The 16,034-nt window shown below is 41.2% G+C and carries 10 protein-coding genes and 1 tRNA gene; 6 read left to right on the top strand and 5 right to left on the bottom strand.

Going from position 1 to position 16,034, the window contains the following annotated elements; all coding sequences use genetic code 11:
- Positions 1-14: 14 nt before the first annotated feature.
- The 4 genes from purF to purT all read right to left on the bottom strand — a co-directional run bounded on the left by purF (position 15) and on the right by purT (position 7,725).
- Complete coding sequence (purF, locus tag A5295_RS02450) at positions 15-1,502, bottom strand: amidophosphoribosyltransferase (RefSeq protein WP_004105975.1); 1,488 nt, start codon at positions 1,500-1,502, stop codon at positions 15-17.
- Between the two features lie 83 nt (positions 1,503-1,585).
- Positions 1,586-5,341, bottom strand: a complete 3,756-nt coding sequence (locus A5295_RS02445; RefSeq protein WP_064621604.1) for a phosphoribosylformylglycinamidine synthase — start codon at positions 5,339-5,341, stop codon at positions 1,586-1,588.
- Positions 5,342-5,483: 142 nt separating this feature from the next.
- Positions 5,484-6,266, bottom strand: a complete 783-nt coding sequence (gene purC, locus A5295_RS02440; protein ID WP_064621603.1) for a phosphoribosylaminoimidazolesuccinocarboxamide synthase — start codon at positions 6,264-6,266, stop codon at positions 5,484-5,486.
- A 175-nt stretch (positions 6,267-6,441) separates the two neighbouring features.
- Positions 6,442-7,725 carry a formate-dependent phosphoribosylglycinamide formyltransferase gene (gene purT, locus A5295_RS02435; RefSeq protein ID WP_064621602.1) on the bottom strand — a complete coding sequence of 428 codons (1,284 nt, stop codon included), beginning with the start codon at positions 7,723-7,725 and terminating at the stop codon, positions 6,442-6,444.
- A gap of 140 nt (positions 7,726-7,865) precedes the next feature.
- Here purT and A5295_RS02430 point away from each other — a divergent pair.
- From A5295_RS02430 to A5295_RS02405, 6 genes are all read left to right on the top strand, one after another.
- Positions 7,866-7,941: transfer RNA gene (locus tag A5295_RS02430), tRNA-His, on the top strand.
- A 148-nt stretch (positions 7,942-8,089) separates the two neighbouring features.
- Positions 8,090-10,789 carry a DNA translocase FtsK gene (locus tag A5295_RS02425; RefSeq protein WP_064621601.1) on the top strand — a complete coding sequence of 900 codons (2,700 nt, stop codon included), beginning with the start codon at positions 8,090-8,092 and terminating at the stop codon, positions 10,787-10,789.
- Positions 10,790-10,855: 66 nt separating this feature from the next.
- Entirely contained in the window at positions 10,856-11,551 is a 696-nt protein-coding gene (gene pgsA, locus A5295_RS02420) for a CDP-diacylglycerol--glycerol-3-phosphate 3-phosphatidyltransferase (RefSeq protein ID WP_100066699.1), read from the top strand.
- A 111-nt stretch (positions 11,552-11,662) separates the two neighbouring features.
- Positions 11,663-12,352: a CinA family protein gene (locus A5295_RS02415; RefSeq protein WP_064621605.1), complete on the top strand. Its 690-nt coding sequence runs from the start codon at positions 11,663-11,665 to the stop codon at positions 12,350-12,352.
- A 205-nt stretch (positions 12,353-12,557) separates the two neighbouring features.
- Positions 12,558-13,697, top strand: coding sequence for a recombinase RecA (recA, locus tag A5295_RS02410; RefSeq protein WP_064621600.1), 1,140 nt, complete (start codon positions 12,558-12,560; stop codon positions 13,695-13,697).
- Between the two features lie 31 nt (positions 13,698-13,728).
- The gene (locus A5295_RS02405; RefSeq protein WP_064621599.1) at positions 13,729-14,397 is read left to right on the top strand and encodes a regulatory protein RecX; all 669 of its coding nucleotides are present in this window, start codon (positions 13,729-13,731) and stop codon (positions 14,395-14,397) included.
- 59 nt (positions 14,398-14,456) lie between these two features.
- On the opposite strand, the gene thrC is transcribed toward A5295_RS02405, so the two are convergent.
- Complete coding sequence (thrC, locus tag A5295_RS02400) at positions 14,457-15,983, bottom strand: threonine synthase (RefSeq protein ID WP_064621598.1); 1,527 nt, start codon at positions 15,981-15,983, stop codon at positions 14,457-14,459.
- Positions 15,984-16,034: the final 51 nt, after the last annotated feature.

Below are 16,034 nucleotides of genomic sequence, written 5' to 3'. Positions count from 1 at the left end.
ATCAAGTTATTAAGTTATATAAGATTTTCGTGTGAATATTTACTGTGCTTCCTTACTTCTTGCAAATGTTCGCGTTCTTCAGGAGTAAGTGAAGCCAAGAATTCTTCGCCATAATCGTCTAGTGCAGTAGGGTAGTCGCCATTAAAGTAAGCAACGCACAAACCGCCATAAGGAGCGGGCTTTTTTAATCCAATCGACTCGACTAATCCATCTAAAGACAAAAATGCTAAGGAATCAGCATCGATATACTCACGAATTTCTTCAACTGAATGCTTTGCTGCAATAAGTTCCTTCGTAGTTTGAATATCGATACCGTAGAAGCAAGGATATTTAAGCGGAGGGGAAGAAATACGCATATGCACTTCTTTAGCGCCAGCTTCTCGAAGCAATTGCACAATGCGCTTAGAAGTAGTTCCGCGAACAATCGAATCGTCAATAACAATAACGCGTTTTCCTGCAACCACACCACGAACAGCAGAAAGTTTCATACGAACGCCTTGCTCGCGTAATTCTTGTGTCGGTTGAATAAAAGTGCGTGCAACATATTGGTTTTTAATCAATCCCATTTCGTTTGGAATTCCGCTTGTTTCAGCGTATCCTGCAGCAGCAGAAAGTGAAGAATTAGGTACTCCAATAACCATATCTGCTTCAACAGGAGATTCTTTAGCCAAACGTGCACCCATGCGCTTTCGTACAGAATGAACATTAATACCGTAAATATTAGAATCTGGGCGAGCGAAATAAATAAATTCCATTGAGCATACTGCATGCTGCACGTGCTTTGTATATTGCTCAATAGTGTAGCCATCGTCATTAATAACAATGATTTCGCCAGGCTCAATATCGCGAATAAACTCTGCTCGCACAATATCAAGCGCACAAGTTTCAGAAGCAAGCACGTACGCGCCGTTCTTCATACGACCAAGCGAAAGAGGGCGGAAACCATTTGGATCAGTTGCTCCGATTAGTGCATCTTGAGTAAGCAATAAGTAAGCAAAACCGCCATGAACAGTTTGTAAAGCTTCTTTTAGGCGATCCATAAAAGTTGCTTTACTGGAGTGGCGAATTAAATGCATCAATATTTCAGTATCAGAATTTGAGTGGAATATTGAGCCTTTATCTTCCAAGGAATTACGTAGGCTAGTGCAATTTGTCAAATTTCCGTTATGAGCAAGAGCTACGTCTCCATCGTGGAAACGGAATAGGAAAGGCTGAATGTTATCAACGCTTCCAGAACCTGCAGTAGCATATCGCACGTGACCGATAGCCCTGTTTCCAGTAAGACGATCCATAACTTGTTCATTGCTAAATACTTGAGTTAGTAATCCCAATCCGCGATACCCATGCAGTTTGCCATTGTCGTTAGATACAATGCCGGCACCTTCTTGTCCTCGATGCTGTAGCGCATGAAGTCCAAAATATGTCAGCCTAGCTGCATCTTGATGACCCCACACACCAAATACGCCGCATTCTTCGTGAATATCTTCAAGTTCTGCAGACATTCATACCCCCCTAATAATCGATGATTGTAATCGTCGAATTTTGTAGTTATTTTGATACAAGTCTTGCAACTGTAAACTAAAGCTCATGCAGTGAAATATTCAACGCCAGCTTCAAACAATGGTTGCTCGTGGAAATCAGGAATATTGACATACAAGTCACGACCTGCGCGCTCGCAATGTCCCATTTTTCCAAAAACTCGACCATCTGGGCTGGTAATTCCTTCAACGGACATAATCGATCCGTTTGGATTCACATTCAAACTCATGCTTGGAACGCCATTGCTATCAACGTATTGCGTAGCTATTTGGCCGTTGTTAATAAGCTTTTCCATAACTTCGTTAGTAGCAATAAAGCGACCTTCTCCATGAGAAATTGCAACAGTATGCATGTCTCCAACTTGCGTATTTGCTAACCATGGTGAAAGATTTGAAGCAACTCTAGTGCGAACAATCCTACTTTGGTGTCTGCCAATAGTGTTGTAGGTAAGAGTTGGGCAGTTAGAATCCATAGGAACAATATCTCCAAAAGGAACCAAGCCCAGCTTAATAAGCGCTTGGAAGCCATTGCAAATTCCAAGCATTAAACCGTCGCGATTATTAAGCAAGTCACGAACTGCGTCTGTTACTGCTGGATTCCTAAAGAATGCTGTAATGAATTTCGCAGAACCGTCCGGCTCATCGCCTCCGGAGAAGCCTCCTGGAATCATTACAATTTGACTCTTTTTAATCTCTTCAACCAATTTCTCAGCTGATTGTGCAATATCTTTTGCGCTTAAATTATTAATAATAAGCGTATGAGCGTCTGCTCCAGCTTTTTCAAAAGCAGCTTGCGTATCGTATTCGCAATTATTTCCAGGGAAAACCGGGATAATAACGCGAGGATGCGAAAGCGGCTTTAGTTTTCCTATGTGCATGTGATTTGTAGTAGAAACATTAGTTTTGTTATTAATAGTTTCTACAATCTCGCCAGGCTTTTTGTACGGGAAGATTGAGGAAAGTTCGCTTTCCCAAACCTTTTGCAAATCACTTAAATCAATTTCTTCGCTATTTGATGAAGTAATTGCGTAATTTTCAGTTGTTTCGCCAACAATCTCAACGTCAACCAAGCTTGTATTAGCTAAAGATGGAACTTCAGCGTCTTCCTTGAGTTCAACGTAGAAGCTTCCATATGCTGGCTTAAATAAATCATCGTCGCTTAAATTGTTGAATAATTTAAGACCAATATGATTTCCAAGCGTCATTTTGAATAAGCTTTCTGCGCTAGCACCGTAGCCAGGAGTAGATATAGCAAGAGCTTGCTTGTTTTTCGTAATATTTTCTACAATTTCTAGTGCTTTCAGGAAGCTTTCTTTTTCTGGAGTGATTCCGTCGGATTTATACTTTGGAGCAATACGTATAACTTTATGATTTACACCCTTAAATTCAGGTGAAACAGTTAAACGTGCGTCTCCGGTAGAAACAGCAAACGAAATCAAAGTTGGTGGCACATCCAGATTCTCAAAACTGCCGCTCATAGAATCTTTGCCGCCAATAGCACCAACTCCAAAATCAAGCTGTGCACTTAAAGCACCAAGAACTGCTGCAGCTGGCTTTCCCCAACGCTCTGGAATATCGTGAGGCTTGCCAAAATATTCTTGCAAACTCAAGTAAGCACGTTCGCGCGTGAAACCGCTAGCTGCTAGCTTTGCCAATGATTCAACAACAGCAACATAGGCACCAGTGAATTGGTTTTTTTCCATTAAATACGGATTAAAGCCCCAAGCCATTGCGGAAGCTGTGTTTGTTTCGCCAAATACTGGGAATTTAGCAACCATAGCTTGAGCAGGAGTAAGCTGACGGCGACCGCCAAAAGGCATAAGCACAGTAGCAGCGCCAATAGTAGAATCAAATCGTTCAGATAAGCCTTTATTTGAAGCAATATTAATATCCGAAACTAAGTTATGCATGCGCTTTTCTAACGGCAAATTTGACTGATTCTGCCATGGAGTTTCGTAAGATTCTCCACTTTCAATATGCAGTATCTGCTGTTTTGGAGCGCCATTAGAAGCTAAGAATGCTCTGCTTAAGTCAACAATGGTTTTTCCACGCCAAGTCATTCGCATTCGCGCTTCTTCAGTAACAGTCGCTATTATTTCTGCTTCAAGATTTTCTTCACGAGCATACTTCAAAAATTCTTCAGCATCACTTGACGCAACGTCGACAGCCATGCGCTCTTGAGATTCAGAAATAGCAAGCTCAGTGCCATCGAGACCTTCATACTTTTTAGAAACTTTGTCGAGATTAATAGTTAAGCCGTCGGCAATTTCGCCAGTTGCGACAGAAACGCCGCCAGCGCCAAAATCGTTGCAACGCTTAATAAGTTGGCAAGCATCCTTGTGTCGGAAAAGTCGTTGGAGTTTTCGCTCAATAGGAGCATTACCTTTTTGAACTTCAGCTCCGCACTCTTCAATACTTTCAACATCTTGAGCTTTAGAAGCGCCGGTAGCACCACCAATGCCATCTCTGCCAGTGCGTCCACCAAGAAGAATAATCACATCGCCAGGAGCTGGAGTTTCTCTGCGCACATGGTCGGCTGGGGTAGCGGCAACAACCGCACCAACCTCCATACGTTTTGCAACATAACCCGGATGATAAAGTTCATGCACTTCGCCAGTAGCTAAACCAATTTGATTTCCGTAAGAAGAGTATCCTGCGGCGGCAGAAGTTACGATTTTTCGCTGTGGAAGCTTACCGTTTAAAGTCTCGCTAATAGGCGTGCGTGGATCTGCAGCACCAGTTACGCGCATTGCTTGATACACGTAAGAGCGTCCAGAAAGAGGATCGCGGATGCAGCCACCAATGCACGTTGCAGCTCCACCGAAAGGCTCAATCTCTGTAGGATGATTATGTGTTTCGTTTTTAAACAGGAATAGCCAATCTTCGTCGTGACCGTTTACGTCCACTTTAACTTTTACTGTGCAAGCGTTGATTTCTTCTGACTCGTCCAAATTTTTAAGCTCGCCAGTATGCTTTAAGTATTTTGCGCCAATAGTTGCCATATCCATAAGGCAAACAGGCTTATTTTCGCGATTTAGTTCTTTTCGCAAATCAAGATAACGGCTAAACGCTTCTTGAACAGTGTTATCGTCAATAGAAATATCTGTAAGCTCGGTGCCAAAAGTCGTGTGACGGCAGTGGTCGGACCAGTACGTATCAATAACGCGAATTTCTGTAATAGTAGGATTTCTATGTTCTTCACAGAAATACTTCTGGCAGAACTTTGCGTCAGCCAAATCCATTGCCAAACCGCGAGTATTAATAAAGTCTTGTAATCCAGCTTCGTCTAAATCGTTAAATGAGCTAATTACTTCTACATCAGATGGTACAACTGCTTCTCGCTGTAAACTTTTTACCTCATCAAGTGAAGCTTCTCGCGCTTCAACAGGATTAATAACGTAGTGTTTAATATCGTTTAGTGCTTTTTCGTCAAGATCACCTTTTAAAGCGATTACTCTAGCAGTGCGCACTGTTGGACGTTCGCCTTGACTAATAAGTTGAATGCATTCGCTAGCAGATTGCGCACGCTGATCGAATTGACCAGGCAAAAATTCTACAGCAAATACGTGCTCGTCGGTTTCAATAGGCAAGTAATCGTAAGTATTATCAACTGGAGGTTCGCTTAATACTGTTTGCACAGCATTGTCGAATAAATCTTTGCTGATACCTTCAACGTCATAACGGTTAATAATTCTTGCGGAAGTAATCGCGCTTATGCCAAGAATCTCCCTAAGCTCATGTAAAAGCTGTTGCGCTTGAACGTCAAAACCAGTGCGTTTTTCCACATATACGCGAAATACCACGAGAAACCTACCTTGTTGAATGTGCGGTATGAATGCAGTGTTTATTGTTGTATTGGTTTTAAATTATAAATATTAAATTATTCAAAATCACATTAAGAATGCATGTGGCTCGCACCCCTAAAGGTACGAGCCACAACAATCATTATCGTTCTACGCAATCGTCAGGTTTGCGCACAGAGACATCCAAGCCTTCGCTTTGAGCTAAAGATGCAAGCCTATCGTAAATCTCTTCATAAGCAGGAATGATGTCGCCTAAATCGCGTCTGAACAAGTCCTTGTCCAAATGGCTTACCTCATTCGTACCAGCATTGCGCTTATCCCAAAGTCTGCAAGTATCAGGAGTTATTTCATCAGCGAGAAGAATATTACCTTGCGCGTCTACGCCCTCTTCAATCTTGAAGTCAACAAGCTGAACATCAATCTTGGAGAAAATATCCAACAAAGCATTGTTAACAGCATGAGCTTGACGAGTKACTTCCGTCATTTCTTCATCTGTTGCTAATCCAAGAGCTACAACGCCTTCTGGATTGATAAATGGATCACCAAGCTCGTCGGACTTTACGCAGAACTCCAACAATGGCTTCTTTAAAGGTGTTCCTTCTTTAACGTTATAACGTTTTGCAAAAGAACCTGCAGCAGTATTTCGCATAATAATTTCCAGTGGGAACATGCGCATACGCTTTACAAGTTGTTCAGTATCGGAAATTCGTCCGAGGAAGTGGCTTTTTACGCCGCGCGCCTCAAGTAAATGGAATAGTAACGAAGTAATCCGGTTATTTAAACTGCCTTTACCTGCAATCTGAGCTTTCTTCAGACCGTTACCAGCTGTTGCCTGGTTCATGTATTCAACCCATAGCACATTGGTGTCATCGGTAGCATACAGTTTTTTGGCTTTGCCTTCGTACAACTTCTCAAGTTTTTCCATGATATGCCCTCTCTTATGTGCATTCACAGTTGTAGGCGCAAACCAACAATATTTGTAGGTTTACCTGACCTTTGCCAGCACGATTAGCGTAACAATTGTTACCTACAAAATTTCCCTTCGTACATACTGTAAATTATTATCTTTTTTAACTCTTATGCCTTAATTTTCAATGTATCTAAGCATTCGTTTGTATAGTTTTTAGCGACATAGCGATGCGTGTCGCATTTTCTCTAGCTTCTTCCTGCGTTAATCCAGTAGCTAAAGAAACTGCCATTCGTCTGTGACCATGTACAGAAGGCTTAGCAAAAATACGCAAGTTGCATCGATGATTTTCGCCAGATTGCAAAGCTTGAGCAATATTCGTAAAACCAACAGATCCTTCCGCTTTAATAACAATGGCGTGACTTGCTGCAACTTCATTATTTTTCAAAGAAAGTTCAGTATAGTTAGCTGTAATTGGGACTCCCAAAATAGCCAATGCGTGTAATGCGAATTCACTGTAGTGCTGTGAAATCATAGTTACCATGCCAGTATCGTGTGGGCGAGGTGAAAGCTCGTTAAATAACAGTGAGTCATCTTTTAATACAAATAATTCGACTCCATAAATGCCCCAACCTGTTTCGCCAGCTTCTTGCGCAATATCAGTCAAACCTTCTACAGCGCGCTTTGCAATATCTTTCGCATTAGTGCGGATCGATTCAGGAATATTTGCAGGCTGCCAAGATTCTCTATAGTCTCCGTCTTGCTGACACTGAGCGATCGGCTCACAAGTAGTAATTCCTGCGCAAGAGCTTATTGTAAGTACTGTAAGCTCATAATCAAGCGGAGCTAAAGCTTCAACAATAACGCGTGAACACTCATTTTCATGACCAGCTGCTGCACGCCTGCCATGCTGAGCTTCATTCCAAGCTGCAAGCAAATTTTCAGAACTACGAACTATTGACTGACCGTGACCAGAAGAGCTCATAACAGGCTTAACTACACAAGGATATCCAACTTTTTTAGCTCCATCCTCTAACTCTTCATAAGATGAAGCGAAACAATACGGTGTAGTAGGCAGCCCTAAATCTTCGTGCGCAATTCTACGCAAGCGCTCGCGATCCATTGCAATCGCGGCAATATCTGAGCTAGGAACGACTTGAATATTCTTTTTAGCAGCATCTTTCAAAACTTCAGTAGCAATAGCTTCAACTTCTGGAATAATAATGTCAGGATTCACATTTGAAATAAGTTCTTGCAATTCTTGCGGATTCGACATATCTAGCACGTGGTATTCGTGAGCTATTTGCATTGCAGGAGCGTTTTTGTAGCTATCGGCAGCGCATACTCGCACGCCTAATCGCATAAGCTCAATCGCAATTTCCTTGCCAAGCTCGCCTGAGCCAAGAAGAAGTGCTGTCGTGTTGTTGCTATTTGCAGTTACGCCAAAAATGCGTTGATTTTGCTCAGAAAAACTCATACACCCATTGTTGCATTTGCCATTGTCGAATAATTGATGTTGCTACTACGACGCGCCGAAGTGTGTTGCTCTGGCGGAAATCTAGAAAATCGTGTATAGTATCCCTTTGTTGTGTGATTATGTATGTTTTCACGCGCATGGTGGCTATAGCTCAGTCGGTAGAGCATCTGATTGTGGTTCAGAAGGTCGCGCGTTCAAGCCGCGTTAGCCACCCCACTTAAACGGCTGGTAATTGACCAGCCGTTTTTTTGTTAGTTTTGTAACCCTTCAAGCCGAACAGTACATAGGGTAAACTGATATGGTTAGGGTGTTTCCCGACTTAAATTGTGCGTGCGCAATGAAGTAATGCACAGAAGGAGTATTTATGGCTGGTAAGGCTTCACCTAGTGAACCATTGTGGGAGACAATTCTCCTGTTTGTGCCTAGAACTTTAGGAAAGTTAGTGCGCTCGCTTTTTGGTGTTGGAGAATACGATGAGGCATATCGCAGGGACGGTTTGTGCTTCGTTATGCTTGTTCTTGCGATTTTGTTCTGCGCATCAGAATGGTTTAGAGTTAGTGGGTTTATTGGAGTAGGTCTCCATTTTGTGTCTTCTAGTTTGCTTGGAATTATGAGCGTTGTTCTGCCTGTGTGGTTAAGCGTTGTTGCTTTTAGGTTGATGCGTAACAGTGGAGTTGGCTCTGGTAATCCTCGTGTTATTAGCGGATTTATTATTCTATTGTTGTCTGTTTGCTCAATTCTTGATATTTCTTCTGCGCCTCGCGGAAAAGCGTTTAATTTAGACACTGTACAGAAGTCAGGTGGGTTATTAGGTTTTGTGCTCGGATCTCCGCTATCGTGGGGTCTTTCTCGTATTTTTGCAATTATTATTTTTGTAGTAGCTGCTATTTTTTCGATATTAATGATTGCTCGCCTTCATGTAACTGATATAGCTCAAAGTGTTGCTACTATTTTTGCTAAATATAACAGTAAAAAGTCTTCTGAAGATTTAGGAAACTCTGCAGAAGATAATTCTGACAGCAAAACCAATTCTTTGGAATTTGCAAATGATGTGCCAACTCACAATGAAGAATCGCCTAAAAATAATAGCAGATCTTCTCAAATGTCTTCTGTATTGAAACTGTTTAAATCATTCTTTAAGCGTAAAAACAGCAATAATAATGGGGAATTGCTTGACGAATACGCCGGCGATGATGCATTTTCGCATGCTGCTTCTCACGGTAATAGTGCAGATAATCTTGAAAGAGTTGAACCTCGTAAAGCAAGAACTGTGAGCAGCTCTTCCGATAATAATGCTGCAAATAATTCCCAATTTGAAAATGCTGATAATAATTCAAGTCAACTTACACCTAGAAGTGTTTCATCTTCATCAAAGCCTGTTCCTGAAGAAATATTGCCAAAAGCTCCTATGAGTGATTCCTCTTTATCTGCAAGCGATCCATGGTCAAGTATTCCAGCTGAACGTATGGATCAATATCGCAGGGATCAGGAAGATTCAGATAATGAAAATGCTACCGACAGTGAAAATGGTGCTGGTAATAATAATGAGCCTTCTTTTGATTCTTCCTCTGAACCTTACAAGCTCCCTGATTTGAATCTTTTAGCTCATGGCAAGCCTCATGCTGCGAGAACTCCAGCAAACGATAACGTTATTCGTGCGCTAACTTCTACTTTTGAGCAATTTGACGTCGACGCTCACGTTATTGGATTCCTTAGAGGTCCATCTGTTACGCAGTACGAGGTTGAGCTTGGTCCTGGTGTAAAAGTTGAAAAAGTTACGAATTTGCAAAAAAATATTGCATACGCTGTAGCTAGCACGGATGTGCGTATTTTGTCGCCAATTCCAGGAAAGTCTGCTATTGGTATTGAAATTCCAAACGTCGACCGCGAAATTGTGCATTTGGGAGATGTTCTGCGCTCGCAAAAAGCTATGAATGACCCTAATCCTATGCTTACAGGCGTTGGAAAAGATGTTGAAGGTCATTTCGTAACTGCAGCTCTCGATAAAATGCCGCATTTGCTTGTTGCTGGTGCTACTGGTTCTGGTAAGTCGAGTTTCATTAATTCAATGCTTACTTCGATTATTATGAGAGCAACTCCTGAACAAGTTCGCATGATTATGGTCGATCCTAAGCGCGTGGAGCTTTCTGCTTATGCTGGCATTCCGCATTTGCTTACTCCGATTATTACAGATCCTAAGAAGGCTGCGCAGGCTCTTGAATGGGTTGTTAAAGAGATGGATGCTCGTTACGATGACTTGCAATTCTTTGGTTTCCGTCATGTTAAAGATTTCAACAAGGCTGTTCGTGAAGGAAAGGTTCATGCTCCGGCTGGATCTGAGCGAAAAGTTGCTCCATACCCGTATTTACTTGTGGTTGTAGATGAGATGGCTGATTTGATGATGGTTGCTAAGAACGATGTGGAAAGTTCTATTCAGCGTATTACTCAGCTTGCTCGAGCTGCAGGTGTGCATTTAGTTCTCGCTACTCAGCGTCCGTCTGTTGATGTTGTAACAGGCCTGATTAAAGCAAATATTCCTTCTCGCTTGGCTTTTGCTACTTCATCTGCAACGGATTCCAGGGTTATTCTCGATACTGTTGGTGCAGAAACTTTGATTGGTCAAGGTGACGCTTTGTTCCTTCCAATGGGTGCTGCTAAGCCTCAGCGTGTGCAGGGTTCGTGGGTGAGTGAATCTGAAATTCGTAAGGCTGTTGAGTATGTTCGCACGCAGCGCAAGCCAAAGTATCGTGAAGATATTGAGCAAATGGCTCAAAAAGCTGATGCTCAAGCTCAAAGCAAGCTTAAAACTAGCGATATTGGCGACGATATGGATGAGTTGCTTCAGGCTGCAGAGCTTGTTGTTAGCTCGCAATTTGGCTCTACTTCAATGCTTCAGCGCAAGTTGCGCGTTGGCTTTGCAAAGGCAGGTCGATTGATGGATTTGCTTGAATCTCGAGGAGTAGTGGGACCTTCTGAAGGTTCTAAAGCTCGCGAAGTTTTGGTTCAGCCGGAAGATTTGCCAAAAGTTTTGGCTTTTATTCGTGGTGAGTCAGATTCGTTATAAGATATTGTATTGTTATGTGCAGTACCAAGTTGTGTGATGTGCTAGAAGTTTTTACTTTGCAGTAGAATGAAGGTTATGTGTATGAAGAAAAAAGCTAAGTCATCATTTTTTGCTGGCTGGAATTATGCTCCGAATATTGTGACTTATATCCGTATTTTGCTTTCGCTTGTTTTTATTGTTTTATATTTGAAAGCAGGTATATGGGGTTTTGATTCAGTTTCGTTGCGTTGGGCTGCGTTTGTGCTGTTTGTTGTAGCTGCTTCTACGGATAAGCTTGACGGGTGGATGGCTCGTAAATATCATAAGGTTACAGAATTAGGTAAGTTGCTTGATCCAATTGCGGATAAAATTCTTATTTTAGCTGCGCTTATTATTGCTTCTGTTTTCGGCGAAATTTATTGGTGGATAACCATCTTGTTCATGATTCGCGAAATTGCCATTACTCTTGTGCGAATTTATGTTGTTCATGTTCGTGGAAGGGTAATTGCTGCATCCTCTGCAGGAAAATATAAGACTCTTACGCAGTCGATTGGTATTGCAATGATTATTGCACCTCTTGTTGCAACTCTTCATGCTAATCCATTGCCTTCTTGGATGGTTTCTTACTATGCAGTTGCTTTTGGCTTGCTTGGTATTTCTTTGGGCTTTGCTTTCTATTCTGCAGTTTTGTATGTCTATAGTGCTTTCTTTGAGGGTTCTTCAAATAGCGAATCTCAAGTTGATGATGCAAAAAATGCAGTGCCTTTGTCTCCTGTGAAGTAAATAAAATATAACGAGTTAAACTTCTTGTTTGTAGCTTACGGTTTTTCATAGATTATCCCTAAAGGGTTTATGTTTTGGAAAATCGTAAGCTACAATCATATCGAGCGTATTATGAATAATTCTTCAGGTTTTAATACAGTTTCTTTAGCTGCGAATCTATTGGAAAAAAGTTTTATTAAAGGAATGCATATTGCTTCAGCAGAGTCATTAACTGGCGGGCTTTTGGCTGATGCTTTTGTTTCTGTTCCTGGTGCGTCACGAGTTTTTTGTGGATCTGCTGTCACTTATGATATTCATGCTAAATCCAAAATTCTTGGCGTAAATTCTAATCTTTTACAATCTGAAGGCGCGGTTTACCAGGATGTTGCTTTTCAAATGGCGATTGGAGCTGCTCAAATATATCGTGGCAGTGGATGGATGTATGAGGAAGATTGTGAGTGTTGTGCAAATTTTCCTATTATTGGCTTGTCTACAACTGGTGTTGCAGGTCCTGGTCCTGATGGTAATAAACCAGCAGGTTTAGTTTATGTTGGAATATTTTTGCCTCAAGTTAGTGATGTTATGGATTCTGTTAAAGATGTAGCTCGTAAAGAACTTGAAAATGGCTGTGTGAGTAACGTCTATGATTATGATTTTGCTCAAATCGAAAGTCAAAGCGTAACTAAAATTGCGCCATCAAGTGCTGCTTTTGTTTTTGAATTGAGATTATCTGGCAGTCGTCAAGAAGTTCGCGAATCTACTGTATTTCAGTTATTGAGAATAGCTAATGACTTGATTGCTTATGTCGAAGATTGTAAGTAGTTGGGGTGTAATCAAGACACGCGCTATCGAACAAATGTTCGCATATGTAGTATACTTATGTTTGTCGAGATGATTTAAGCTGAGTTAAGTGTTTAAGTGCTTGGATTAAATGTTTTATCCACATTGCACAAAAATGCTTGTACTTGAATCTAGTATGGAACTAAGGTCGTTCGATACATAACGGCATGCGAAAGGAGTAGCATACATGGCGCAAACAAAAAGTAAAGGCAGTATTAATCGCCTTATTGATGCGGATAAAACAGATCCACGTCGCCAAGCAGCGTTAGAAACTGCTTTAGCCAATGTTGAACGACAATATGGAAAAGGTTCTGCAATGCGCTTAGGTGATAGACCTATGCAAGATGTAGAAGTTATTCCTACTGGTTCATTAGCGTTGGACACTGCTTTGGGGATTGGCGGTGTTCCTAGAGGGCGAATAGTTGAAGTCTACGGTCCTGAGTCTTCTGGTAAAACAACTCTTGCTTTGCATATTGTTGCAAATGCTCAAAAAAATGGTGGGGTAGCGGCATTTATTGATGCTGAGCATGCGTTGGATCCTGTCTATGCGCGAAAGCTTGGAGTAGACACGGATGCTCTTATTGTTTCTCAGCCAGATAATGGTGAGCAGGCATTGGAAATTGCTGATATGCTTATTCGTTCTGGTGCGTTAGATGTTATTGTTGTTGATTCTGTAGCGGCATTAGTTCCTAAAGCTGAAATCGATGGCGATATGGGAGATAGTCATGTGGGCTTACAAGCTCGCTTAATGAGTCAGGCGTTGCGTAAGATGACTGGTGCTCTGTCACAAGCTGGCACTACTGCTATTTTTATTAATCAGCTTCGTGAAAAAATTGGCGTATTCTTTGGTAATCCTGAAACTACCACTGGTGGTAAAGCTTTGAAGTTCTATGCGTCTGTGCGTATGGATATTCGCAGAGTTTCTACTATTAAAGAGGGCGAAGAAGCTGTTGGCAACCGAACTAAAGTTAAGATTGTCAAGAATAAAATGGCTCCGCCTTTCAAAACTGCTGAGTTTGATGTTCTTTACGGAGAAGGTATCTCGACTGAAGGTTCTGTTATCGATATGGGACTGCAAGCTGAAGTTATTAAGAAATCTGGTTCTTGGTTTACTTATGAAGGTGAGCAGCTTGGACAAGGTCGTGAAAACGTCCGTAAATTCTTGAAAGATAATCCAGCTATTACTGAAGAAATTAGCGAAAAAGTCAAAGCTTCGTTAGGTTTAATGCATCCTGAAGATCAATTCGCTGAAGATTCTGAACTAGATCAATTCGATGATGATTCTGTAGCTAAAAATTCTGCACAAAAGTCATCCGAATCGAAGTAATAATAAGATTACAGTGTAAAGCGAATGCAATATGCCTATTAGTGTAGAGAATTTTCTTCGCGATCATCCAGTAGAGCGTGCTGAAGAAAATGACGAAAGTAATAGTGTAGTGACACATACTCGCAAAAAAATATCGCATAAGTCAGTACTTTTAAGCGCAAAAAATAATACAAAAAACATGCCGTATGTAAAAAACGCTAAAGTAAGTGATTTAAGCGACGAACTTTGCAATAGTAGTGAAGATGATTGCAGGGAAGCTGCTTTAAGGCTTTTAGATTATGCTCCTCGCTCTGTGATGAACATGCGCAAAAGGCTTAAAGAAAAAGGTTACACGGAAGTTGCTGTTGACGCGGTTATTCATCGCTTGCTTGAATTGCATCTTCTTGATGACAATCAATACGCTCAAATGGTGATTCGCTCTTGCGCAGTGAGGCTTCTTGGTGCTAGAGCTACTCGAATGGAATTGCAGCGTAAAAATGTTGATCCTGCTGCTATTTCACAAAATGTAGCTTCTGCTCAAAACTCTGGAGTATTCACTGAAGCAGCGTGGGAACTCGGTCGCAAAACGGCTTCGCGCACGAGAAATCTTGAGCCTTTAGTTCGAAGACGAAGATTTTTCGCAGCAGCTGCAAGAAAAGGTCATGATTTAAACGTTATTAACGAAGTGTATGCAGCTTTATTCGAAAGTAATAACGAATGAATAGTAAAAGAGGCTGGATTATACAAGTAAACCAGCCTCTTTCGCTTAAAACTTTATGATTATTTTGCGAAATTATGCGCTTGAGCTAAAACATACTCAGGCATATCTTCAACATTAATAACATCATTAAAGCGTGGAGTTTTATTTTCAAGATTTCTAAGCATGCTTGGAGCTTTAGTTCCTGTAGCTTTACTAAGAGCGTCCATGCATTTGAAATCATTCATATCTTGCACATGCTCAATATTCAAAGCTTCAGCAACAACGCGAGGGAATTTGTATGGGCTTGCAGTGCTTAGCAATACTCTAGGTGTGCTTTCGTCATGTGGAATATTTTGCATAACGAAGAATCCGCAAGCAGTATGTGGGTCGATCACATACTTGTACTTGTTCCAGCAGTCATAAATAGCTTCGCGAATTTGATCTTCATTTGCCCAACCGCAGCCAAACAGTGAGCGAATCTTTGCAAGCACATTTTCTGGAATCTCAAAAGCGCCCCACTGCTGTAAATCGTTCATAAGCATTTGTATTAAACGCGTGTCTTTATCGCACATGTAATAAAGCATTCGTTCCAAATTAGAAGAAACCAAAATATCCATAGAAGGAGCAACAGTGTGATGGAATGAGCGCTGACGGTTATAAGTGCCGCTTACCAAAAAATCAAACAAAACATTATTGCTATTGCTTGCAACAATAAGATGTTTTACAGGAAGACCAAGCATTTTTGCGTAATATCCAGCAAGAATATCGCCAAAATTGCCGGTTGGTACGCAAAACTCAACTTCGTCTCCAAGAGCTATTGCTTTACGCTCAACAAGTTGCTTATAAGCCGCAAAATAGTACACGACTTGCGGCACGAGTCGTCCAACATTTATTGAATTAGCAGAAGACAATTCAGTATTCGCAGATTCTTCAATATTTTTATTAAGCTCACTATTGGTGAAAATCTGTTTTACGCCAGTTTGAGCATCGTCAAAATTGCCTCGAACTGCGCAAACTTTCACATTTTCGCCCACCTGCGTAGTCATTTGCAATTCTTGAACGCGGCTAACTTTTCCTTCTGGATAAAAAGTAACCATAGAAGTGCCTGGAACATCAGCAAAACCAGCCAAAGCAGCTTTACCTGTATCTCCAGAAGTTACAGTTAGAATCATAACGCTTTTTTCAATATCAGATTCGTTTTCGTGTTGAGTTTTAGTGCGAGACATTAATTGTGGCAACATTTGCAAAGCAACGTCTTTAAACGCGCATGTAGGACCATGGAAAAGTTCCATCACAAAATCGCGAGTGTTTCCAAGCTGCTGGAGTGGAGTAATAGCGTTATTAGCCCATTGATTGCCGTATGCCAGTTTAATGCAAGAAGAAAGCTCTTCTGAAGTATAATCTGGCAGTAACAGTTGTAAAATATCTTGCGCAATTTCTTGATACGATTTGCCTTGCAATTTAGAAATATCGTAACGCTCGCTACCAAGGCTATCGGCTACAAATAATCCGCCATCTTCAGCAATTCCTTTACGTATTGCTTCTTTTGAAGTGCATGTTGGTTTAAGCGAACGAGTGCTATGGAAAATAGTTGTATCTGATGCCATAATAACTCCGTAACCGTCTGTTTATAGAGAATATTTTTTACTTACATAGAT

This window comes from Gardnerella sp. 26-12 (assembly GCF_001660745.1).
In the GTDB taxonomy this organism is placed as follows: domain Bacteria; phylum Actinomycetota; class Actinomycetes; order Actinomycetales; family Bifidobacteriaceae; genus Bifidobacterium; species Bifidobacterium swidsinskii.
Note: the sequence above shows the minus strand (reverse complement) of the source record. Positions and strands in the feature narration are given on the sequence as shown.